Annotated in this window: 18 protein-coding genes; 12 read left to right on the top strand and 6 right to left on the bottom strand. The window is 73.0% G+C overall.

Going from position 1 to position 22,120, the window contains the following annotated elements:
* Positions 1-35: 35 nt before the first annotated feature.
* Both speB and P3H78_RS03145 read right to left on the bottom strand, forming a co-directional pair.
* The gene (gene speB, locus P3H78_RS03140) at positions 36-1,004 is read right to left on the bottom strand and encodes an agmatinase (RefSeq protein ID WP_276107159.1); all 969 of its coding nucleotides are present in this window, start codon (positions 1,002-1,004) and stop codon (positions 36-38) included.
* Positions 1,005-1,059: 55 nt separating this feature from the next.
* Entirely contained in the window at positions 1,060-2,526 is a 1,467-nt protein-coding gene (locus P3H78_RS03145) for a sodium:solute symporter family protein (protein ID WP_276107160.1), read from the bottom strand.
* Positions 2,527-2,732: 206 nt separating this feature from the next.
* On the opposite strand from P3H78_RS03145, the gene P3H78_RS03150 reads away from it, so the two are divergent.
* Together P3H78_RS03150 and P3H78_RS03155 are read left to right on the top strand one after the other, a co-directional pair.
* Positions 2,733-4,196, top strand: a complete 1,464-nt coding sequence (locus tag P3H78_RS03150) for a PucR family transcriptional regulator (RefSeq protein WP_276107161.1) — start codon at positions 2,733-2,735, stop codon at positions 4,194-4,196.
* 70 nt (positions 4,197-4,266) lie between these two features.
* Positions 4,267-5,055 (top strand): phosphatase, encoded by a 789-nt coding sequence (locus P3H78_RS03155; protein ID WP_276107162.1) that lies wholly within the window; start codon positions 4,267-4,269, stop codon positions 5,053-5,055.
* Positions 5,056-5,122: 67 nt separating this feature from the next.
* Here the strand turns inward: P3H78_RS03155 and P3H78_RS03160 are convergent, their stop codons facing one another.
* The 3 genes from P3H78_RS03160 to P3H78_RS03170 form a co-directional block, all read right to left on the bottom strand.
* Positions 5,123-5,998, bottom strand: coding sequence for an acyl-CoA thioesterase (locus P3H78_RS03160; RefSeq protein WP_276107163.1), 876 nt, complete (start codon positions 5,996-5,998; stop codon positions 5,123-5,125).
* A 34-nt stretch (positions 5,999-6,032) separates the two neighbouring features.
* Positions 6,033-7,190, bottom strand: coding sequence for an acyl-CoA dehydrogenase family protein (locus P3H78_RS03165; RefSeq protein WP_276107164.1), 1,158 nt, complete (start codon positions 7,188-7,190; stop codon positions 6,033-6,035).
* Between the two features lie 131 nt (positions 7,191-7,321).
* Positions 7,322-7,921, bottom strand: a complete 600-nt coding sequence (locus P3H78_RS03170) for an SACE_7040 family transcriptional regulator (RefSeq protein WP_276107165.1) — start codon at positions 7,919-7,921, stop codon at positions 7,322-7,324.
* A gap of 98 nt (positions 7,922-8,019) precedes the next feature.
* Here P3H78_RS03170 and P3H78_RS03175 point away from each other — a divergent pair, with 98 nt between their 5' ends.
* The 10 genes from P3H78_RS03175 (at position 8,020) to P3H78_RS03220 (ending at position 20,388) form a co-directional block, all read left to right on the top strand.
* Positions 8,020-9,636 carry a carboxyl transferase domain-containing protein gene (locus P3H78_RS03175; protein WP_276107166.1) on the top strand — a complete coding sequence of 539 codons (1,617 nt, stop codon included), beginning with the start codon at positions 8,020-8,022 and terminating at the stop codon, positions 9,634-9,636.
* Positions 9,637-9,653: 17 nt separating this feature from the next.
* A complete protein-coding gene (locus P3H78_RS03180; protein WP_276107167.1) occupies positions 9,654-11,591 on the top strand; it encodes an ATP-binding protein in 1,938 nt (645 codons plus the stop codon).
* Positions 11,592-11,614: 23 nt separating this feature from the next.
* The gene (locus P3H78_RS03185) at positions 11,615-12,538 is read left to right on the top strand and encodes a hydroxymethylglutaryl-CoA lyase (RefSeq protein ID WP_276107336.1); all 924 of its coding nucleotides are present in this window, start codon (positions 11,615-11,617) and stop codon (positions 12,536-12,538) included.
* A gap of 6 nt (positions 12,539-12,544) precedes the next feature.
* Positions 12,545-13,705: an acyl-CoA dehydrogenase family protein gene (locus P3H78_RS03190; RefSeq protein WP_276107168.1), complete on the top strand. Its 1,161-nt coding sequence runs from the start codon at positions 12,545-12,547 to the stop codon at positions 13,703-13,705.
* Positions 13,706-13,946: 241 nt separating this feature from the next.
* Complete coding sequence (locus tag P3H78_RS03195) at positions 13,947-14,996, top strand: ABC transporter substrate-binding protein (RefSeq protein ID WP_276107169.1); 1,050 nt, start codon at positions 13,947-13,949, stop codon at positions 14,994-14,996.
* 17 nt (positions 14,997-15,013) lie between these two features.
* Entirely contained in the window at positions 15,014-15,226 is a 213-nt protein-coding gene (locus tag P3H78_RS03200; RefSeq protein ID WP_276107170.1) for a hypothetical protein, read from the top strand.
* A gap of 129 nt (positions 15,227-15,355) precedes the next feature.
* Positions 15,356-16,798 carry a pyridoxal phosphate-dependent decarboxylase family protein gene (locus P3H78_RS03205; RefSeq protein ID WP_276107171.1) on the top strand — a complete coding sequence of 481 codons (1,443 nt, stop codon included), beginning with the start codon at positions 15,356-15,358 and terminating at the stop codon, positions 16,796-16,798.
* The gene (locus tag P3H78_RS03210) at positions 16,782-18,074 is read left to right on the top strand and encodes a lysine N(6)-hydroxylase/L-ornithine N(5)-oxygenase family protein (RefSeq protein WP_276107172.1); all 1,293 of its coding nucleotides are present in this window, start codon (positions 16,782-16,784) and stop codon (positions 18,072-18,074) included. The genes P3H78_RS03205 and P3H78_RS03210 overlap by 17 nt, the downstream gene beginning before the upstream one ends.
* On the top strand, positions 18,071-18,616 hold the full coding sequence (locus P3H78_RS03215; protein ID WP_276107173.1) for a GNAT family N-acetyltransferase: 546 nt from the start codon (positions 18,071-18,073) through the stop codon (positions 18,614-18,616). The genes P3H78_RS03210 and P3H78_RS03215 overlap by 4 nt, the downstream gene beginning before the upstream one ends.
* Positions 18,613-20,388, top strand: coding sequence for an IucA/IucC family protein (locus tag P3H78_RS03220; protein ID WP_276107174.1), 1,776 nt, complete (start codon positions 18,613-18,615; stop codon positions 20,386-20,388). Before P3H78_RS03215 ends, P3H78_RS03220 begins: the two co-directional genes overlap by 4 nt.
* 73 nt (positions 20,389-20,461) lie before the next feature.
* On the opposite strand, the gene P3H78_RS03225 is transcribed toward P3H78_RS03220, so the two are convergent.
* A complete protein-coding gene (locus P3H78_RS03225) occupies positions 20,462-22,090 on the bottom strand; it encodes a beta-N-acetylhexosaminidase (RefSeq protein WP_276107175.1) in 1,629 nt (542 codons plus the stop codon).
* Positions 22,091-22,120 lie beyond the last annotated feature (30 nt).

Below are 22,120 nucleotides of genomic sequence, written 5' to 3' on the forward strand. Positions count from 1 at the left end.
TTGTGCTCGGTCTCCTCGGGGGTCGGGCGCGGGAATTACGCGGTGCGGGCCGCGGCGATCCGGCGGGCCATGATCGTGGTGAGCTCGTACGCCGTGTGGGAGGCCGCCACCGACGTGATCTCGGCGTGGTCGTAGGCGGGCGCCACCTCGACGACGTCCGCGGACACCAGGTTGCAGGAGGCGAGTCCGCGCAGGATCTCCAGCAGTTCGCGGGAGGACATGCCACCCGCCTCGGGGGTGCCGGTGCCGGGCGCGTGGGCCGGGTCGAGGCAGTCGATGTCGATGGAGATGTACAGCGGGCGGTCGCCGATGCGCTGCCGCAGCTGGTCGGCGACCTCGTCGGCGCCCCGCCGGTAGACGTCGGCGGAGGTGACGATGCCGAAGCCCATCTTCTCGTCGTCGGTGAGGTCCTGCTTGCCGTACAGCGGGCCGCGGGTGCCGACGTGGGAGAGCGCCTCGGTGTCGAGGATGCCCTCCTCGACCGCGCGGCGGAACGGGGTGCCGTGCGTGTACTCGGCGCCGAAGTAGGTGTCCCAGGTGTCGAGGTGGGCGTCGAAGTGGAGCAGGGCGACCGGGCCGTGCTTCTTCGCGACCGAGCGCAGCAGCGGCAGCGCGATGGTGTGGTCGCCGCCGAGCGTCATCAGGCGGGCGCCGGTGCCGAGCAGGTCGTCGGCCGCCGCCTCGATCGTGTCCACGGCCTCGTGGATGTCGAACGGGTTCACGGCGATGTCGCCGCCGTCGGCGACCTGGGCGAGGGCGAAGGGGGAGGCGTCCTGGGCCGGGTTGTAGGGGCGCAGCAGCCGGGACGCCTCGCGGATGGCGTTGCCGCCGAAGCGGGCGCCCGGCCGGTACGAGACGCCGGAGTCGAACGGCACGCCCACGACGGCGACGTCGGCGGTGCCGACCTCGTCGAGGCGGGGCAGCCGGGCGAAGGTCGCGGGGCCGGCGTACCGCGGGACGCGGGAGGAGTCGACGGGACCGCGGGGCGTCTCGTTGCTGCTCATGATCGGATGCCTTCTTTCTGCGCAATGTCGCGCATGTGCTGCTTGTCGTACGACTCTACTGGGGAGCCGGGACCGGTTCGGACGCGAGTTCGGGGGTGCGCCCGGCGAGGCGTTCGCGCCAGGCGGCGAGGACGGCCGCGTCGGTGGGCCGGGTCGCCAGGGAGCCGGCGAGGTACGCGGCGAGCGAGGCCAGCAGGCCGTAGTAGACGGGCTCGTTGGCGAGGATGCCGTAGACGGCCATCAGGCCGACGACCGCGACGCCGCCGACGACGACGGAGGCGAGGGCACCCTGCACGGTGCCGCGCTTCCACAGCAGGCCGCCGAGGATCGGCACGAGCAGCCCGCCGACGAGGAGGTTGTAGGCGACGGTCAGCGCCTCCACGACGTCGTTGAGCGCGATGGCGGTGACGATCACCACGACGCCCATGATCAGGATGAACGCGCGGTTGCCCCTGACCTCGTCGTGCCCGTCGCCGTCCGGGGCGCGCCGGGTGAGGCCGCGCAGCCGGGACCAGATGTCGTTGTTGGCGACGGTGGCGCAGGCGATCAGCGCGCCGGAGGACGTCGACATCACGGCGGCCAGGGCGGCGGCGAGCACCAGGCCGCGGACGCCGACGGGGAGTTCGTCCTTGACGATGGTGGCGAAGGCGTCGTCGGCGCTGCCGAGGTGCGGGTAGAGCACCCGGGCCGCGGTGCCGATGACCGCGCCGGCCAGCGCGTACACCAGGCAGTAGGTGCCGGCGACGGTGCCTCCCCAGCGGGCGGTCCGGTCGTTGCGGGCGGTGAAGACGCGCTGCCAGATGTCCTGGCCGATGAGCATGCCGAACGTGTAGATCAGGACGTAGGTGAAGATCGTCTCGCCGCCGATGCCCAGCGGGTCGACGTAGGAGGTCGGCAGCTTGGCCCGCATCGCGGAGAAGCCGCCCGCCTTGACCACGGCGATGGGCAGCAGGAGCAGCAGCACACCGATCGTCTTGACGACGAACTGCACCATGTCGGTCAGCGTGATCGACCACATGCCGCCGAGCGTGGAGTAGGCGACGACGATGGAGCCGCCGAGGACGATCGCCACCGTGCGGTTCACGTCGAACAGCACGTCGAAGATCGTGGCGTAGGCGATGGTGGAGGTCACCGCGAGCATCAGGGTGTACGCCCACATCACGACGCCGGAGATGACGCCCGCCCGGCCGCCGTAGCGCAGGTCGAGCATCTCGGAGACGGTGTAGACCCTCAGCCGGGCGATGCGGGCGGAGAAGAAGACCGACAGGGCCAGCAGGCCGAGGCCGATGGCGAACACCATCCAGGCCCCGGACAGGCCGTACTTGTAGCCGAGGCCGACGCCGCCGATGGTGGACGCGCCGCCGAGGACGATGGCCGCCATGGTGCCGGAGTACATCGCGGGCCCGAGGCGGCGGCCCGCCACCAGGAACTCGCTCTTGGACCTGGCGCGGCGCATGCCCCACCAGCCCATGGCCAGCATGCCGGCCAGATAGACGACGATCACGGTGTAGTCGACGGCCATGTGGGGCCCTCCTTCGCGCACATCCCGGTGGCGTGTCGTGCAGAGACGGGTGGGTTCCGTGGAGCGGGGCGCCGGCAGCGTGCACGCGGGGACATCCGCCCGTACCCGCGGCTGCCGGTCTGCGCTTGACCCTAGGTGGCCGGAAAGCGACTGCGAAGTGTACGTTTCATCCATTCGCACGGTCGAGCATGGAGGAAACGCACAGGATGCCGGACGCCTCCGCCCCCGCGGTCCCCCCGACCCCGCCGGTCCCGCTGTCGGCGCTGCTGGCCCGGGAGGACCTCGCGCTGCGCCGGATCGCCGGTCCCACCGACCCCGACACCGCGATCCACTGGGCGCACACCTCGGAGATGGCCGACCCCTACCCCTACCTGCTGGGCGGCGAGCTGCTCCTCACGGCCGGCGTGCACGTCCCCGGCGCCGCGGGGTCCGGCACCTACTTCGACGACTACGTCTCCCGGATCGTCGCGGCGGGCGGGGCCGCCCTCGGTTTCGGCCTGGCGCCGGTGCACGACACGGTGCCCCGCGCACTGGTCGCCGCCTGCGACGCGCAGGGGCTGCCGCTGCTGGAGGTCCCGCCGCAGACCACCTTCTCCGGGGTGGCCCGCGCGGTCTGGCAGCTGATGGCGCAGGCCCGGCTGGCCGAGCTGCGCCGGGTCACCGAGGCCCAGCAGAGCCTGGCCGCCGCGGCCTCCCGCCCCGACCCGGTGCCCGCGGTGCTGCGCCGGCTGGCCCGGCAGGTGACGGGCCGGGCCGCGCTGTACGGACCGGACGGCACCCGGATCGCGGCCGCCGGGCAGGATCCGGGCCCCGAGGCGGGCCGGGCCCTGGCCGCCCTGGCGCACGTCGTCGGCAGCCGCTCCTCCGCGACCGCCTCGGACACCGCGGCGGGCGTGCATCTGACCGCGTACGCCCTCGGCACCGGCCAGGGCTTCGTGCTCGGCGTGGCCGCGGCGCGCCGCGACCCCGGGGACCACACCATCGCCTCGGTCGCCGCGGTCCTGCTCTCGCTGCTCACCGGGGAGCACCAGAGCGGCACCGGGGCCGCCCGCTCCGCCGCGCTGGTGCGGCTGCTGCTGGGCGCCCCGCCCGAGGAGGTCGCGCCGCTGCTCGGCGACGGGCGGTGGATCGTGGTGCACGCCCGGCCGGACGGGCAGGCCGCCGACGCCGTCGCCGCGTCCGCGCTCGGCGCCGCCCTCGGCTCGCCGCTGGTCGACCTCGCCGACGGGGTGGTCCGGGTCCTGGTGCCCGCCGCGCGGGAGCCCGCCGCCCAGCCCGGCTGGACCCTCGGCGCCAGTGCCGCCGTCGCCCCGGGCGACTGGCCGGCCGCCGACACCCGGGCCGCCCGCGCCCTGGCCCGCGCCCGCGCCACCCGCACCGCGCTGGTGCGCGACGGCGACCGGCGCGGCCTGGCCGAGCTGGTCCCGGCGGAGGAGGCCGACGCGCACGCACGCGCGCTGCTCGCCCCCGTCGCCGCGGTCCCGGCGCTCACCGAGACGCTGCGCACCTGGCTGTCGTTGCACGGGAGTTGGGACCGCACGGCGGTCGCCCTGTCCGTGCACCGCAACACCGTGCGGCAGCGGATCGCGCGCTGCGCGGCCCTGCTCGGCACGGACCTGGACGATCCCGACACCCGCATGGAGCTGTGGTTCGCGCTGCGCCGCGCCTGACCCGCGTGACCCGCGTCCCAGCGCGGGGCACCCCGGGACGGACGGGGTCCGCTGCCTCACAATGGGAGCCATGCCGATACCCGGGACACCCAGCCGCACCGAGCTCGTCGAGCACCTCGTCAGAACCCGTATCGCGGGAGAGGTCGCCACACCGCGCGAGAACAACCTCTCCCACTACCGGAAGCTGGCGAACGGCGACCGCCACTACTGGCTGGGCCTGGAACTCGGCGACCGGTGGCGGGACGAGCAGGACGTGCTCGCCGTCATGGCGGAGCGGGCCGGCGTCAGCGACGACCCGGGGCACCGGTACGGCCAGGACACCATCGACCCCGAGCTGACCGTGGACGCCCTGGAGCGGCTGGCGGGCCGGCTGCGCAAGGCGGCCGAGGACGGGCAGCGGGTGCTGTTCGCCACCGGGCACCCCGGCGGCCTGCTCGACGTGCACCGGGCCACCGCCGCCGCGCTGCGCGCCGCCGGCTGCGAGATCGTCGTCATCCCGGACGGGCTGCAGACGGACGAGGGCTACGTCATGCAGTTCGCGGACGTGGCGGTGCTGGAGCACGGCGCGACGCTGTGGCACACGCACTCCGGCCGGCCGATGCAGGCGATCCTCACCGGTCTGGAGCGGGAGGGCCGGCCGCTGCCGGACCTCGTCGTCGCCGACCACGGCTGGGCCGGGTACGCCGGGCAGCACGGCGTCGACGCGGTCGGCTACGCGGACTCCAACGACCCGGCCCTGTTCCTCGCCGAGGCCGAGGGCACCCTCCAGGTGACGGTGCCGCTCGACGACCACGTCGTCAGCCCGCGGCACTACGACCCGATGACGGCGTATCTGCTGGCGCAGGCGGGGCTGGAGTAGCCCCCACGCACAACGGCGGGGCGGGGACCGGAAGTCCGGCACCCGCCCCGCCGCCGTACGGCCGGTGTCAGCGCGGAACGCGCACCACGCCTTCCTGGATGACCGATATCGCGAGCCGGCCGTCCTGCGTGTAGATGCGGGCCTGGCCGAGGCCGCGGCCGCCGTGGGCCGAGGGCGACTCCTGGTCGTACAGCAGCCACTCGTCCGCGCGGAACGGGCGGTGGAACCACATGGCGTGGTCCAGCGAGGCGCCCACGACGTCCCCGACGGCCCAGCCGCCGCGGCCGTGCGCGAGCAGCACCGAGTCCAGCAGCGTCATGTCGGAGACGTAGGTCGCCAGCACGACGTGCAGCAGCGGCTGGTCGATGGCACCGCCGAGCTTGCCGTTGGTGCGGAACCACACCTGGGAGTGCGGTTCGCGCGGCTCGCCGAAGCGCCCGTAGGGCGGCTCGTCCACGTAGCGCAGGTCGACCGACTCCCGCGCCTCCTGGAACTTCTCCACCACGGCCGCGTCGAGGTGGCCGTAGTCGCGCAGCCGCTCGTCCGAGGTCGGCAGCGTGGCCGGGTCCGGGGCGGACGGCATCGGCGCCTGGTGGTCCAGGCCCTCCTCGAACGTCTGGAAGGACGCCGAGAGGTGGAAGATCGGCTGCCCGTGCTGGACCGCGACCACCCGGCGGGTGGTGAAGGACCGGCCGTCGCGGATGCGGTCGACGGTGTAGACGATCGGCGCGCCCGGGTCGCCGGGGCGCAGGAAGTACGCGTGCAGCGAGTGCGCGTGCCGGTCCTCGGGGACGGTCCGTCCGGCGGCGACCAGCGCCTGCGCCGCGACCTGCCCGCCGAAGACACGGGGGACGACGGCGGAGCGGGACTGGCCGCGGAAGATGTCCTGCTCGATCCGCTCGAGGTCGAGCAGATCGAGCAGTGACTGAAGTGCCTGACTCATACGGCAGTTGTATCCCGCACTGGTTTCCGGGACCTTACAGGCCCATGTTCTTCGCGATGATCGTCTTCATGATCTCGCTGGTGCCGCCGTAGATGCGGTTGACGCGGTTGTCCGCGTACAGCCGGGCGATCGGGTACTCGTTCATGTAGCCGTAGCCGCCGTGCAGCTGGAGGCAGCGGTCGATGACGCGGTGCGCGACCTCGGTGCAGAAGAGCTTGGCGGAGGCGGCCTCGGCGGGGGTCAGCTCGCCGGCGTCCAGGGCCTCCGTGGCGCGGTCGGCGACGGCCTCGGCCGCGTCCACCTCGGCCTGGCAGGCGGCCAGCTCGAACTTGGTGTTCTGGAAGTGCGCGACGGGCTTGCCGAAGACGGTGCGGTCCTGCACGTACTGCTGGGCGAACCGGACGGCGGCCTTGGCCTGCGCGTAGGCGCCGAAGGCGATGCCCCAGCGCTCGGAGGCGAGGTTGTGGCCGAGGTAGTGGAAGCCCTTGTTCTCCTCACCGAGCAGGTCCTCGACCGGGACCTTGACGTCGACGAAGGCCAGCTCGGCGGTGTCGGAGGTGCGCAGGCCCAGCTTGTCCAGCTTGCGGCCGACGGAGTAGCCCTCGGACTTGGTGTCCACGGCGAACAGGGAGATGCCGAAGCGGCGGTCCTCGGCGCTCGGGGCGGAGGTCCGGGCGCAGACGATCACCTTGTCGGCGTGCACGCCGCCGGTGATGAAGGTCTTGGCGCCGTTGAGGACGTAGTGGGTGCCGTCCTCGGAGAGCTTGGCGGTGGTCTTCATGCCCGCGAGGTCGGAGCCGGTGCCCGGCTCGGTCATCGCGATGGCCCACATCTCCTCGCCGGTGACGAACTTCGGCAGGTACCGCTTCTTCTGCTCGTCGGAGGCCAGCATCTTGATGTAGGGCAGGGCGAGCAGCACGTGCACGCCGGAGCCGCCGAACTGGACGCCCGCGCGCGCGGTCTCCTCGTACAGGACGGCCTCGAACTTGTGGCTGTCCATGCCCGCGCCGCCGAACTCCTCGGGCACGTTGATGCCGAAGATGCCCAGCTCACCCAGCTTGTGGTAGAAGTCGCGCGGTGCCTGGCCCGCAGTGAACCACTCGTCGTAGACGGGGACGACCTCGGCCTCGATGAAGGCGCGCAGGGTCTCCCGGAACGCCTCGTGATCCTCGTTGAAAACCGTACGGCGCACGCCGCCACCTCCACGTACCTCGGCCTGTCTAAGCGCTTGCTCATGCCAACGTACCGGCGAGTAGGCAAAGGAGTCCAGAGGTGGGCGCGGTAACGCACGTCACCCTCCCCGGCGGCCGGTCCGGGGAGGCCCTACTCGGCGCCGGCCGCCGCGGCGAAGGCGCCCCGGGCCATCCGGTGCAGCAGCGTCGCGGTGGTGCCGCGGCCCGGGAGGGAGCCCACGCGGCCCAGGTGCGGGGTGGAGTTCAGCAGACCGAAGACCGAGTGGACGGCCGAGCGGGCGGCGGGCTCGGCCAGCACCGGGTAGACCTCGCGCAGCGCGGCCACCCACAGCTCCACGTACTGCCGCTGGAGCTGGCGGACGAGCTTGCGGTCGCTGTCCCGGAGGCGGTCCAGCTCGCGGTCGTGCAAGGTGATCAAAGGGCGGTCGTCGAGCGCGAAGTCGATGTGGCCCTCGATCAGCGAGTCGAGGACCGCCCCGGCGGCCACGCCGTCGGCCTCCTTCAGGCGCTGCTTCGCGCCGGTCAGCAGCTGACCGCTGATGCCCACCAGCAGCTCCGCGAGCATGGCGTCCTTGCCCGCGAAGTGCCGGTACAGACCCGGTCCGCTGATGCCGACGGCCGCGCCTATCTCGTCGACTCCGACGCCGTGGAAGCCGCGCTCGGCGAAGAGCCGGGCGGCCTCCTTCAGGATCTGCTCGCGGCGGGTGGGGGCGTCGGTTCGCGTGGCCATGAAATCAATTCTAGACAGGGAGGTTAGCGGTCGTTAACCTGAAGGAAATGGTTAACGCTCATTAACAGTCGATCACCGATGGGTGAGGGGACCGCAGGATGCACGAGGCACCGGAGCTGACGAGCGCGGCCGACCCCGCGTCGGAGGCCTGGCGGGCCAACGAGGAGGCGCACCGCGTCCTCGCCGAGGAGCTGCGCGGCAGGCTCGCCGCGGCCCGTCTCGGCGGCGGCGAGAAGGCCCGCGCCCGCCACACCGCGCGCGGGAAGCTGCTGCCCCGCGACCGCGTGGACGCGCTGCTCGATCCGGGCTCGCCCTTCCTCGAGCTGGCTCCGCTGGCCGCCGAGGGACTGTACGACGGGCAGGCGCCCGCGGCCGGGGTGATCGCCGGGATCGGCCGGGTCAGCGGCCGCACCTGCGTGATCGTGGCCAACGACGCCACCGTCAAGGGCGGCACCTACTACCCGATGACGGTGAAGAAGCACCTGCGCGCCCAGGAGGTGGCGCTGGAGAACCGCCTGCCCTGCCTGTACCTGGTCGACTCCGGCGGCGCCTTCCTGCCGATGCAGGACGAGGTGTTCCCCGACCGCGAGCACTTCGGCCGCATCTTCTACAACCAGGCGCGGATGTCCGGCGCGGGCATCCCGCAGATCGCCGCCGTGCTCGGCTCCTGCACCGCGGGCGGCGCGTACGTCCCGGCGATGAGCGACGAGGCCGTGATCGTCCGCAACCAGGGCACGATCTTCCTCGGCGGCCCGCCGCTGGTGAAGGCGGCCACCGGCGAGGTCGTCACCGCCGAGGAGCTGGGCGGCGGCGAGGTGCACGCGCGGGTGTCGGGTGTGACCGACCACCTCGCGGAGGACGACGCCCACGCCCTGCGCATCGTGCGGAACATCGTGTCCACCCTCCCCGCCGGCGGACCCCCGCCGTGGGAGGTCACCGGGATCGCCGAGCCGAAGGTGGACCCGGCCGGGCTGTACGGCGCGGTGCCCGTCGACTCCCGCACCCCCTACGACGTCCGCGAGGTCATCGCGCGCGTGGTGGACGGCTCGCGCTTCGCCGAGTTCAAGTCCGAGTTCGGGCAGACCCTGGTCACCGGCTTCGCCCGGATCCACGGCCACCCGGTCGGCATCGTCGCCAACAACGGCATCCTGTTCTCGGAGTCCGCCCAGAAGGGCGCCCACTTCATCGAGCTGTGCGACCAGCGCGGCATCCCGCTGGTCTTCCTGCAGAACATCTCCGGCTTCATGGTCGGCCGGGACTACGAGGCGGGCGGCATCGCCAAGCACGGCGCCAAGATGGTCACGGCCGTCGCCTGCACGCGCGTGCCGAAGCTGACGGTCGTCGTCGGCGGCTCCTACGGCGCGGGCAACTACTCGATGTGCGGCCGGGCCTACTCCCCCCGCTTCCTGTGGATGTGGCCGAACGCCAAGATCTCCGTCATGGGCGGCGAGCAGGCCGCCTCCGTCCTCGCCACCGTCAAGCGGGACCAGACGGAGGCCCGCGGCGAGGAATGGCCGGCCGCGGAGGAGGACGCCTTCAAGGCCCCGATCCGTGCCCAGTACGAGCGCCAGGGCAGCGCCTACTACGCCACGGCCCGCCTCTGGGACGACGGCGTCATCGACCCGATGGAGACCCGTCAGGTGCTGGGCCTGGCCCTGACGGCGTGTGCCAACGCGCCGCTGGGCGAGCCCCAGTTCGGCGTCTTCCGGATGTGAGGGGGGACCTTCCGATCATGTTCGACACAGTTCTGGTGGCCAACCGCGGCGAGATCGCGGTCCGTGTCATCCGCACCCTGCGGTCGCTGGGCGTGCGCTCGGTGGCCGTCTTCTCCGACGCCGACGCCGACGCCCGGCACGTGCGCGAGGCCGACACCGCGGTCCGGCTCGGGCCGGCCCCCGCGTCCGAGAGCTATCTGTCGGTGGAGCGGCTGCTCGAGGCGGCGGCCCGCTCCGGCGCCCAGGCGGTCCACCCCGGCTACGGCTTCCTCGCGGAGAACGCCGGGTTCGCCCGCGCCTGCGCCGACGCCGGGCTCGTCTTCATCGGCCCGCCGGCCGACGCGATCGCCCTCATGGGCGACAAGATCCGCGCCAAGGAGACGGTCCGCGCGGCCGGGGTGCCGGTGGTCCCCGGCTCGCACGGCTCCGGCCTCACCGACGCCGAACTCGCCGAGGCGGCCCGCGGGATCGGCATGCCGGTGCTGCTGAAGCCGTCCGCGGGCGGCGGCGGCAAGGGCATGCGGCTGGTCCGCGACGCGGACCTGCTGGCGGACGAGATCGCCGCCGCCCGGCGCGAGGCGCGCGCCTCCTTCGGCGACGACACCCTCCTCGTCGAGCGCTGGGTCGACCGGCCCCGCCACATCGAGATCCAGGTGCTGGCCGACGGGCACGGCGGGGTGGTCCACCTCGGCGAGCGCGAGTGCTCGCTCCAGCGCCGCCACCAGAAGATCATCGAGGAGGCGCCGAGCGTGCTCCTCGACGAGCGGACCCGTGCCGCGATGGGCGAGGCGGCCGTACAGGCGGCCCGCTCCTGCGGGTACCGGGGCGCGGGCACGGTGGAGTTCATCGTCCCGGGCGGCGACCCGTCGTCGTACTACTTCATGGAGATGAACACCCGTCTCCAGGTGGAGCACCCGGTCACCGAGTTCGTCACGGGCCTGGACCTGGTGGAGTGGCAGCTGCGGGTGGCCGCGGGCGAGGCACTGCCGTTCGCGCAGGAGGACATCCGGCTGACCGGGCACGCGGTCGAGGCCCGGATCTGCGCCGAGGACCCGGCGCGCGGCTTCCTGCCCTCCGGCGGCACCGTGCTGCGGCTGCGCGAGCCGCAGGGTGAGGGCCTGCGCACCGACTCCGGGCTCAGCGAGGGCACCGAGGTCGGCAGCCTCTACGACCCGATGCTGTCCAAGGTGATCGCGTACGGTCCCGACCGCGCGACCGCGCTGCGCAGGCTGCGGGCGGCCCTGGCGGAGACGGTCACCCTGGGCGTGCAGACCAACGCGGGCTTCCTGCGGCGGCTGCTGGCGCACCCGGCGGTGGTCGCGGGCGACCTGGACACCGGCCTGGTGGAGCGGGTGGTCGACGACCTGGTCTCCACGGACGTGCCCGACGAGGTCTACGAGGCGGCCGCGGCGGTGCGCCTGGACGCGCTGCGCCCGCGCGGCGAGGGCTGGACGGACCCCTTCTCGGTGCCGAGCGGCTGGCGGCTGGGCGGCGAGCCCCGGCCGGTGGCCTTCCCGCTGAGGGTGGGCGAGCCGGTGGAGCACGCCCCGCGCGGCACCCACGACGTCACCGGCGACCGGGTGTCCGTGACGGTGGACGGCGTCCGCCACACCTTCGACCGCGCCGGGGACTGGCTCGGCCGGGACGGCGACGCCTGGCAGGTGCGCGACCACGACCCGGTGGCCGCGTCCCTGATGCGCGCGGCCCATGCCGGCGCCGACTCGCTCACCGCACCCATGCCCGGCACGGTGACGGTGGTGAAGGTCGCCGTCGGAGACGAGGTGGCCGCGGGCCAGAGCCTGCTGGTGGTCGAGGCGATGAAGATGGAGCACGTCATCTCCGCCCCGCACGCCGGCACCGTCACCGGGCTGGACGTCTCGCCGGGCACCACGGTCGCCATGGACCAGGTGCTGGCCGTGATCGCTCCGCACGAGGAGGAGGCGGTGGCGCCGTGACCGCGCAGGAACCGGGACTGCCGATGGTCGTCCCCGCGCAGGACCTGCCCGGGCGGGTCAGGATCCACGAGGTCGGCCCGCGCGACGGCCTGCAGAACGAGAAGACCACCGTGCCGACCGAGGTGAAGGCGGAGTTCATCCGCCGCCTCGCCGACGCGGGCCTGACGACGATCGAGGCGACCAGCTTCGTGCACCCCAAGTGGGTGCCCCAACTGGCGGACGCGGAGGAGCTGTTCCCGCAGGTGCGGGACCTGAGGGGGGTGCACCTGCCGGTCCTCGTGCCGAACACCCGCGGCCTGGACCGCGCCCTCGCCCTCGGGGCCCGGCGCCTGGCGGTGTTCGCCAGCGCCACCGAGTCCTTCGCCAAGGCCAACCTCAACCGCACGGTGGAGGAGTCCCTCGCGGTCTTCGCCCCGGTGGTGGGCCGCGCGAAGGACGAGGGCGCCCACGTCCGCGGGTACGTCTCGATGTGCTTCGGCGACCCCTGGGAAGGTGCCGTGCCCCTCCACCAGGTCGTCCACGTCTGCCGGGCACTGCTGGACATGGGCTGCGACGAGCTGAGCCTCGGCGACACCATCGGCGTCGCCACCCCGGGCCATGTGCTCGAGCTGCTCTCCGCGCTCAACGAGTCGGGCGTGCCGACCAACGTCATCGGCGTGCACTTCCACGACACCTACGGCCAGGCGCTGGCCAACACCTATGCGGCACTGGAGCACGGGGTCACCACCGTGGACGCCTCCGCCGGCGGCCTCGGCGGCTGCCCGTACGCCAAGTCCGCCACCGGCAACCTCGCCACCGAAGACCTGGTGTGGATGCTGCAGGGTCTCGGCATCGAGACCGGGGTCGACCTCGGCCGCCTCGTCGCCACGAGCGCGTGGATGGCCGAACGGCTGGGCCGCCCCAGCCCCTCCCGCACCCTCCGCGCCCTCTCCCACAAGGAGCTGTGATCAACGATGGACCACCGCCTCTCCCCCGAGCTGGAGGAACTCCGCCGCACGGTGGAGGAGTTCGCACACGACGTCGTGGCGCCCAAGATCGGCGACTTCTACGAGCGGCACGAGTTCCCGTACGAGATCGTCCGTGAGATGGGCCGGATGGGTCTGTTCGGGCTGCCGTTCCCCGAGGAGTACGGCGGCATGGGCGGGGACTACCTGGCGCTCGGCATCGCGCTGGAGGAGCTGGCCCGGGTGGACTCCTCGGTCGCGATCACCCTGGAGGCGGGCGTCTCCCTGGGGGCCATGCCGCTGCACCTGTTCGGCACCGAGGAGCAGAAGCGCCGGTGGCTGCCGAAGCTGTGCTCCGGGGAGATGCTCGGCGCCTTCGGTCTGACCGAGCCGGACGGCGGCTCCGACGCGGGCGCCACCCGGACGACGGCCCGGCTGGACCCGGACACCGACGAATGGGTGATCAACGGCACCAAGTGCTTCATCACCAACTCCGGCACCGACATCACCGGTCTGGTGACGGTCACCGCGGTGACCGGACGCAAGCCGGACGGCCGCCCGCTGATCTCGGCGATCATCGTCCCGTCGGGCACCCCCGGGTTCACGGTCGCCCCCGCCTACTCCAAGGTCGGCTGGAACGCCTCCGACACCCGCGAGCTGTCCTTCGCCGACGTGCGCGTGCCGGCGGCGAACCTGCTGGGCGAGGAGGGCCGCGGCTACGCGCAGTTCCTGCGGATCCTGGACGAGGGCCGAATCGCCATCGCGGCGCTGGCCACCGGGCTGGCGCAGGGCTGTGTGGACGAGTCGGTGAAGTACGCCAAGGAGCGTCACGCCTTCGGCCGGCCCATCGGCGCCAACCAGGCCATCCAGTTCAAGATCGCCGACATGGAGATGAAGGCCCACACGGCCCGGCTGGCCTGGCGGGACGCGGCCTCCCGGCTGGTCGCGGGCGAGCCCTTCAAGAAGGAGGCGGCGCTGGCGAAGCTCTACTCCTCCACGGTCGCCGTCGACAACGCCCGTGAGGCCACCCAGGTCCACGGCGGCTACGGCTTCATGAACGAGTACCCGGTCGCCCGGATGTGGCGGGATTCCAAGATCCTCGAGATCGGCGAGGGCACCAGCGAGGTCCAGCGCCTGCTGATCGCCCGGGAACTGGGACTGACCGGCTGACACCCCGACCCCTTCGGCCCCGGCCCTTGCGGCTCCTCCGGCCCGCGCCCGACCTGGGCGCGGGCCGGACCCGTCCCGGGCCGACCCGGATCCGTCCCGGGCCCTGACGTCACACGCGCGACTCCCTGTGGCAGGGGTGCGGGCCGTGCCACCCCCCTGGATGCAAAGTGAGGTTAGGCTAACCTATCTTCGACCTGTCCGGCGGGCGTTCCGCCTGCCTCGTTCGAAAGCAGTCGCAGCCATGCCCCACTCCCGTGCCCTGCCCCCCTCCCGTCGCGGCGTCCTCGCCGCCGGCGGCGCCCTCGGCCTCGGAGCCGCGCTCGCGGCCTGCGGGGACGGCGGCACGAAAAGCGGTGGCGCGGGCGGCGGAGCAGCCGCCGGCCGCCAGGGCCCCTGGTCCTTCCGGGACGACCGCGGCCGCACCGCGAAGGCGGACCGCACCCCGTCGAGCATCGTCGCCTTCGCCGGCGCCGCCGCCGCGCTGCACGACTACGGGGTCGGCGTCACCGGCGTCTTCGGCCCGACCCGGACCAAGGACGGCCGGGCCGACGTGCAGGCCGGCGACCTGGACGTCGGCAAGGTGACGCTCCTCGGCAACGAGTGGGGCCAGTTCAACATCGAGAAGTACGCGGCCCTCGCGCCCGACCTCCTCGTCTCCACACTGTTCGACGACGCCGGCACCCTCTGGTACGTCCCCGAGGAGTCCCGGCAGAAGATCCTCGACGTGGGCGCACCGACCGTCGGCATCTCCGTCTACGACCGGCAGCTGACCGTGTCCCTGGAGCGGATGCTCGCCCTGGCGACGTCGCTCGGCGCGGACGCGGCGGGCACGGAGGTCGGGCAGGCCAGGAAGCGCTTCGAGGACGCGGCCGCCCGGCTGCGGGCCGCGGCGAAGGCGAAGCGCGGCATCACGGTGATGGCGGCCTCCGCCAGTGCGGACCTGCTCTACGTCTCCGGCACGAACCTGTCCGCCGACCTGGAGTACTTCAAGGCCCTGGGCGTCGGCTTCGTCGAGCCCCCGGAGAAGGCCAAGGCCGGGGGCGGCGGCTGGTACGAGTCCCTCAGCTGGGAGAACGCCGACCGGTACGCCGCCGACATCATCATGATGGACAACCGCAGTTCGGCCCTGCAGCCCGCCGCCATCACCGAGGGCACCTGGAAGAGGCTCCCCGCCGTCCGGGCCGGCCAGGTCATCGCCCGCAATCCGGAGCCGATCCTCTCCTACGCCAAGTGCGCCCCACTGCTGGAGGACCTCGCCGAGGCCCTGGAGAAGGCGAAGAAGGTCGCCTGAGACACCGGGGAGCCCTCGTGACGACCGCAGCGGCCGCCCCGTTCCGCTTCTTCGCCCTGCAGGTCGCGCGGACGAGGCGGCTCAACCCGCCCCCGGTCCGCGGCGCCCACGCGGGTCCCGACCGGCACACGCCCCCCTCACGCGAACCCGGCACCGACCGGCGGCGGGTCACCTTCGCGGGCCACTGGCGGCGCGGGCCCAGCGAGGAGGAACCGCGCGCCCGGGAGTGAGGCGACGCGGGCGGAGGAGGGGCGGGATTCCCTCAAAATTAGGTTAGGCTAACCTAAGTTACTGCGGGCTGTTCCGCCCCTCTCCCGTCGTCCCGCACGGACCGTCCCCACCCACCGGAGGACCCCCACATGCGCTCGCACCTGCTCAACGACCGGACCGCGGAGCACTACCGCCGCTCCGTGACCGACGGAGTGGAGCGGGTGGCCGCCCGACTCGCCGCCACCGGACAGCCGTTCACCGGCACCACGGTCGACGCCCTCGCCCCCCGCGTCGACGGGATCGACCTGGACCGGCCGCTGCACGACACCGCCGCGGCCCTCGACGAACTGGAGGAGGTCTACCTGCGGGACGCGGTCTACTTCCACCACCCCCGCTACCTCGCCCACCTCAACTGCCCGGTCGTCGTCCCGGCCGTGCTCGCCGAGGCGGTCCTCTCCGCCGTCAACTCCTCCCTCGACACCTGGGACCAGTCCACCGGCGGCACCCTGATCGAGCGCCGGCTGGTGGACTGGACGGCCGCCCGGATCGGCCTCGGCCCGGCCGCCGACGGCGTGTTCACCTCCGGCGGCACCCAGTCCAACCTCCAGGCACTGCTCCTGGCCCGCGAGGAGGCCAAGACGGACGCCCCGGAGAAGCTGCGGATCCTCGTCTCCGAGGCGGGCCACTTCAGCGTGCGCAAGGCGGCGAAGCTGCTGGGCCTGGGCCCCGGGGCGGTGATCCCCGTGCCCGTCGAGCGGGACCGGCGCATGCAGGCCGTCGCGCTCGCCCGCGAGCTGGAGCGCTGCCGCCGGGACGGCCACGTCCCGATGGCCGTGGTCGCCACCGCCGGCACCACCGACTTCGGCTCCATCGACCCGCTGCCGGAGATCGCCGAGCTGTGCGACCGGTACGGCGTGTGGCTGCACGCCGACGCGGCCTACGGCTGCGGGCTGCTGGTCTCCCCCACCCGGCGCGGCCTCCTCGCGGGCATCGAGCGGGCCGACTCGGTCACCGTCGACTACCACAAGTCCTTCTTCCAGCCGGTCAGCTGCTCCGCCCTGCTGGTCCGGGACGCCGCCACCCTGCGGCACGCGACCTACCACGCCGACTACCTCAACCCGCGCCGAGCTGTCGCCGAGCGCATCCCCAACCAGGTCGACAAGTCCCTCCAGACCACCCGCCGCTTCGACGCCCTCAAGCTGTGGATGACCCTGCGCGTCATGGGCGCCGACGCGATCGGCGGCCTCTTCGACGAGGTGTGCGGCCTGGCCCGGGAGGGCTGGCGGCTGCTGGCCGGCGACCCCCGCTTCGAGGTTGTCGCCGAACCGGCCCTGTCCACCCTGGTCTTCCGCCACGTCCCGGCCGCGGTCACCGACCCGGCGGTGATCGACCGCGCCAACCTGTACGCCCGCGAGGCCCTGTTCGCCTCCGGCGACGCCGTCGTCGCCGGCACCACGGTCGGTGGCCGCCACCACCTGAAGTTCACCCTGCTCAACCCCGAGACCACGACGGCCGACCTGTCCGCCGTGCTCGACCTGATCGCCGGCCACGCCGAGCAGTACCTGGGAGAGTCCCTTGACCGCGCCTGCTGATTCCGCCGAAGCCGTCCACGGCCCCTACGACTTCGTGGGCATCGGCCTCGGCCCCTTCAACCTCGGCCTCGCCTGCCTGACCGAGCCGATCGACCACGTCACCGGCGTCTTCCTGGAGTCCAAGCCCGACTTCGCCTGGCACGCGGGGATGTTCCTCGACGGAGCCCACCTCCAGACCCCGTTCCTGTCGGACCTGGTCACCCTGGCCGACCCGACCTCCCCGTACTCCTTCCTCAACTACCTGAAGGAGCGCGGCCGGCTGTACTCGTTCTACATCCGGGAGAACTTCCACCCGCTGCGCGTCGAGTACGACGACTACTGCCGCTGGGCCGCGTCGAAGCTGAGCAGCGTCCGCTTCGGCACCACCGTCACCGAGGTCACGTACGACGAGGCGGGCGAGCTGTACGCGGTGCGCACGCACACCGGCGCGGTCTTCCTGGCCCGCCGGCTCGTCCTCGGCACCGGCACCCCGCCCCACGTCCCCGAGCCCTGCCGCGGCCTGCCCGGCGACGCCCTCCACAACTCCCGCTATCTGGAGCACAAGGCGGAGCTCCAGCGCAAGGAGTCGATCACGCTGGTGGGCAGCGGCCAGTCCGCCGCGGAGATCTACCTCGACCTGCTGAGCGAGATCGACGTCCACGGCTACCGGCTGAACTGGGTGACCCGCTCCCCGCGCTTCTTCCCGCTGGAGTACACCAAGCTCACCCTGGAGATGACCTCCCCGGAGTACGCCGACTACTTCCACGCGCTGCCCGAGCCGACCCGCCACCGCCTCACCGAGATTCAGAAGGGCCTGTACAAGGGCATCGACGGCGATCTGATCGACGAGATCTTCGACCTGCTGTACCGCAAGAACCTCGCCGGGCCGGTGCCCACCCGCCTGCTCACCAACTCCGCGCTGAGAGCGGCACGCCACGAGGACGGCACCTACACCCTGACCTTCCGTCAGGAGGAGCAGGGCAAGGACTTCGAGCTGCGGTCCCAGGGGCTGGTCCTGGCCACCGGCTACCGCTACACCGAGCCGGAGTTCCTCCGGCCGATCCGGGACCGCCTGCGCTACGACTCCCACGGCCGCCACGACGTGGCCCGCAACTACGCCATCGACGTCACGGGCCGGGGCGTCTTCCTGCAGAACGCCGGCGTCCACACCCACAGCGTCACCAGCCCCGACCTGGGCATGGGCGCCTACCGCAACAGCTGCATCATCCGCGAGCTGCTCGGCACGGAGCACTACCCGGTCGAGAAGAGCATCGCCTTCCAGGAGTTCGCCGTATGACCGCCCCCGCCGAGATCGGCACCCTCACCCTGCGCCCCCTCGACCCCTCCGGGGACGCCGGGCTGCTGCACCGCTGGGTCACCCACCCGAAGGCGGTCTTCTGGCTGATGCAGGACGCGACCCCCGAGGACGTCGAGCGGGCCTACCGGGACATCGCCGCCGACCCGCACCACCACGCGCTCCTCGGACTGCACGACGGGCGGCCCGCCTTCCTCATGGAGCACTACGACCCCGCCCGCCGCGAACTGGCCGGGCTGTACGCGCCGGAGCCGGGCGACGTGGGCATGCACTTCCTGGTCGCACCGGCCGACGCCCCCGTGCACGGCTTCACCCGCGCCGTGATCACCGCGGTCGTGCGGCACCTGTTCGACGACCCCGCCACCGGCCGGATCGTCGTGGAGCCGGACGTGCGCAACACGGCCGTGCACGCGCTGAACGCGGCCGTCGGGTTCGTCCCGGAGCGCGAGATCCGCAAGCCGGAGAAGACCGCGCTGCTCAGCTTCTGCACCCGCACCCGCTTCGCACAGGCGGTGGCCGCATGACCCTCGCCGACGCCGTGACCCACCTGACCCCCGGACGCTGGGAGCGGGCCGGCCGCCTCCTGCTGGCCAAGGCGCTGGCCGAGTTCGCCCACGAGCGGCTCGTGCGGCCCGAGCCCGTGGGCGGGGACGCCTGGAGCGTCCGCAGCGACGACGGGCGCGTCCGGTACCGCTTCACCGCCACCCGTCGCGCCCTCGACCACTGGCGGGTGGACCCCGGCTCCCTCTCCCGGCACGGGGAGGACGGCACCGCGCTCCCCCTCGACGCGCTCGGCTTCTTCACCGAGCTGAGGCGGACCCTGGGGCTGAGCGACGAGATCCTGCCGGTCTACCTGGAGGAGATCTCCTCCACCCTCTCCAGCACCTGCTACAAGCTCGCCAAGCCGCAGGTCAGCGCACGGGAGCTGGCGCAGGGCGGCTTCCAGGCGATCGAGACCGGCATGACCGAGGGCCACCCCTGCTTCGTCGCCAACAACGGGCGGCTCGGCTTCGGTATCGACGCCTACCGGGCGTACGCGCCGGAGACCGCGAGCCCGGTGCGGCTGGTGTGGCTCGCCGCGCACCGCTCCCGGGCCGCCTTCACCGCGGGCGCCGGCATCGCCTACGGGACCTTCGTCCGCGCGGAGCTGGGCACGGCGGCCGTCGAGCGCTTCGACCACCGGCTCACCGCCCTGGGACTCGACCCCGCCGACTACCTCCTCATACCCGTGCACCCCTGGCAGTGGCAGCACAAGCTCGCCGTCACCTTCGCCGCCGAGGTCGCCCGCCGGAACCTGGTCTGCCTCGGCGAGGGCGACGACGCGTACCTGGCACAGCAGTCGATCCGGACCTTCTTCAACACCTCCCACCCGGAGAAGCACTACGTGAAGACGGCCCTGTCCGTCCTCAACATGGGTTTCACGCGCGGGCTGTCCGCCGCCTACATGGAGGCCACCCCGGCCGTCAACGACTGGCTGGCCCGGCTGGTCGACGGCGACCCGGTGCTCAGGGCGACGGGCCTGACCGTCCTGCGCGAGCGGGCCGCGGTCGGCTACCGGCACCTGGAGTACGAGGCGGCGACGGACCGCCACTCGCCGTACCGGAAGATGCTGGCCGCGCTGTGGCGGGAGAGCCCGGTGGCCGCCCTCCGGGACGGCGAGAGCCTCGCCACCATGGCGTCCCTGCTGCACGTGGACCACGAGGGGCGCAGCGTCGCCGGCGCGCTGGTCGAGCGCTCGGGGCTGGACCCGGACGTGTGGCTGCGCGGCTACCTGCGGGCGTACCTGACCCCGCTGCTGCACAGCTTCTACGCCTACGACCTGGTCTTCATGCCGCACGGCGAGAACGTGATCCTGGTGCTGCGCGACGGCGCGGTGCAGCGCGCGGTCTTCAAGGACATCGCCGAGGAGATCGCGGTCCTGGACCCGGACGCGGCACTGCCCCCCGAGGTGCGGCGGATCCGGGTCGAGGTGCCGGAGGACCACCGGCTCCTGTCGCTCTTCACCGACGTCTTCGACTCCTTCTTCCGCTTCCTGGCCGCCCTCCTCGCCGACGAGGGCGTCCTGACCGAGGACGCGTTCTGGGGGACGGTCGCCGCGGTGGTGCGGGAGTACCAGGAGTCGGTGCCCGAACTCGCCGACCGCTTCCGGCAGTACGACCTGTTCGCGCCGCGGTTCGCGCGGTCCTGCCTGAACCGGCTCCAGCTGCGGGACAACCGCGCCATGGTGGACCTCGCCGACCCGTCGAGCGCCCTCCAGCTCGTCGGCACCCTGGAGAACCCGCTCGCGGGCCGCTGACCGCGCGGTGCGTGCCGGCCGCCCGGGCATCCGGGCGGCCGGCACGGGCGGGGGCCCGGGCCGGGCCCGCCGCTCAGCCGTTCGGCCAGGGCACCTGCGGCGAGCGGTAGTAGCCGATGCCGAGCGCCTCCCAGCGCGGGGCCTGGGCCGCGAGCCGCACCTTGTAGGCGTCCCAGCCGTGGGTGGCGGCGGGCGACCAGCCGAGCTCGGCGACCCCGGGCAGCCTCGGGAAGGCCATGTAGTCGAGGTGCGCGGAGGTCGAGAGGGTCTCGGACCACAGCGGCGCCTCGACGCCCCGGACGGCGGACGCGGGGGCGCCGGGCAGGTAGGTGGCGGGATCCCAGTCGTAGGACCGCTTCACCTCGACGTAGCCCGCCCAGGACAGGCCCAGCGGGGTGTCCTTGGTGTACTTCATGTCGAGGTAGACGCGGTCGGCCGGGGAGAGGATCAGCCCGGTGCCGTGCTGGGCCGCCCGGACGACCTGCGCCTTCTCGGCGGCGCCGGTGGAGTCCAGGCCCCAGTACTGGGCGAGCGCGCCCTTGGCCGGGGTGGCGCCGGTGAGCTGGTGCCAGCCCATCACCGTCTTGCCGTACCGGGCGACCAGGGGCTGCACCCGGTTCATGAACGTCACGTAGTCGTCGTGGCTGGTGGAGTGCGCCTCGTCGCCGCCGATGTGGAGATAGCGGCCGGGGGTCATCGCGGCCAGTTCCCGGACGACGTCGTTCAGGAAGGTGTAGGTGACGTCCTTGGACACGCACAGCGAGCTGAAGCCGACGTTGGTGCCGGTGTAGAGCGGCGGCGCCGTGCCGTTGCAGTTCAGCTGGGCGTACGAGGCGAGGGCCGCGTTGGTGTGGCCGGGCGTGTCGATCTCGGGGACGACCTCCAGGTAGCGGGAGGCGGCGTAGCGGACGATCTCGCGGTAGTCGGCCTTGGTGTAGTGGCCGCCCTTCCCGCCGCCCACCTCGGTCGAGCCGCCGTAGGAGGCCAGGCGCGGCCAGGAGTCGATCGCGATGCGCCAGCCCTGGTCGTCGCTGAGGTGCAGGTGCAGCTCGTTGATCTTGTAGAGGGCGAGTTCGTCGATGTAGCGCTTGACCTGCGCGACGGTGAAGAAGTGGCGGGAGACGTCCAGCATGGCGCCGCGGTAGGCGTAGCGCGGGCGGTCCTCCACGGTGCCGCCGGCGATCTGCCAGGGCCCGGGCTGCACGGAGCGGCGCTCGACGGCCGCGGGCAGCAGCTGGCGCAGCGTCTGCACCCCGTGGAAGAGGCCGGCCGGGGCGCCCGCGGTGATCGTCACGCCCGCGCGGCCGCTGTCCAGGCGGTAGCCCTCGGCGCCGTAGCGGCCGTGGGCGAGGTGCAGCCGGATGCCTCCGGAGCCGCGGGTGGTCACGGGCAGGCGGTAGCCCGTCGACGGACGCAGGACGTCCGCGAGGTACCCGCCGATCCGGCGCACCTCGCCGGAGTCGTCCACCCGGATGGCCGCGTCCCGGGTGAGGCGGTACGGGGATCCGGCCGCGCGGACCGAGGCGGGGGCCGGGACGACCCGGTCCAGCGGTGTCGCGGGCGCCGCCGCGGGACCCCCGGGGGCCGCGCCGACGGGTGCCGCGCCGACGGCGAAGGCGCCGGCCGCCGCGACGAGCAGCAGCGAACCGAGGACGCGGGTGGTGCGGGCCGGGCGGGGAAGCGTGCCGTGGTGCCGTCTCACATGCACTCCCTGGGACTCGTCTCGGGGGGC

The sequence above is a fragment of the Streptomyces tropicalis genome, from assembly GCF_029269835.1.
Lineage (GTDB): Bacteria > Actinomycetota > Actinomycetes > Streptomycetales > Streptomycetaceae > Streptomyces > Streptomyces tropicalis.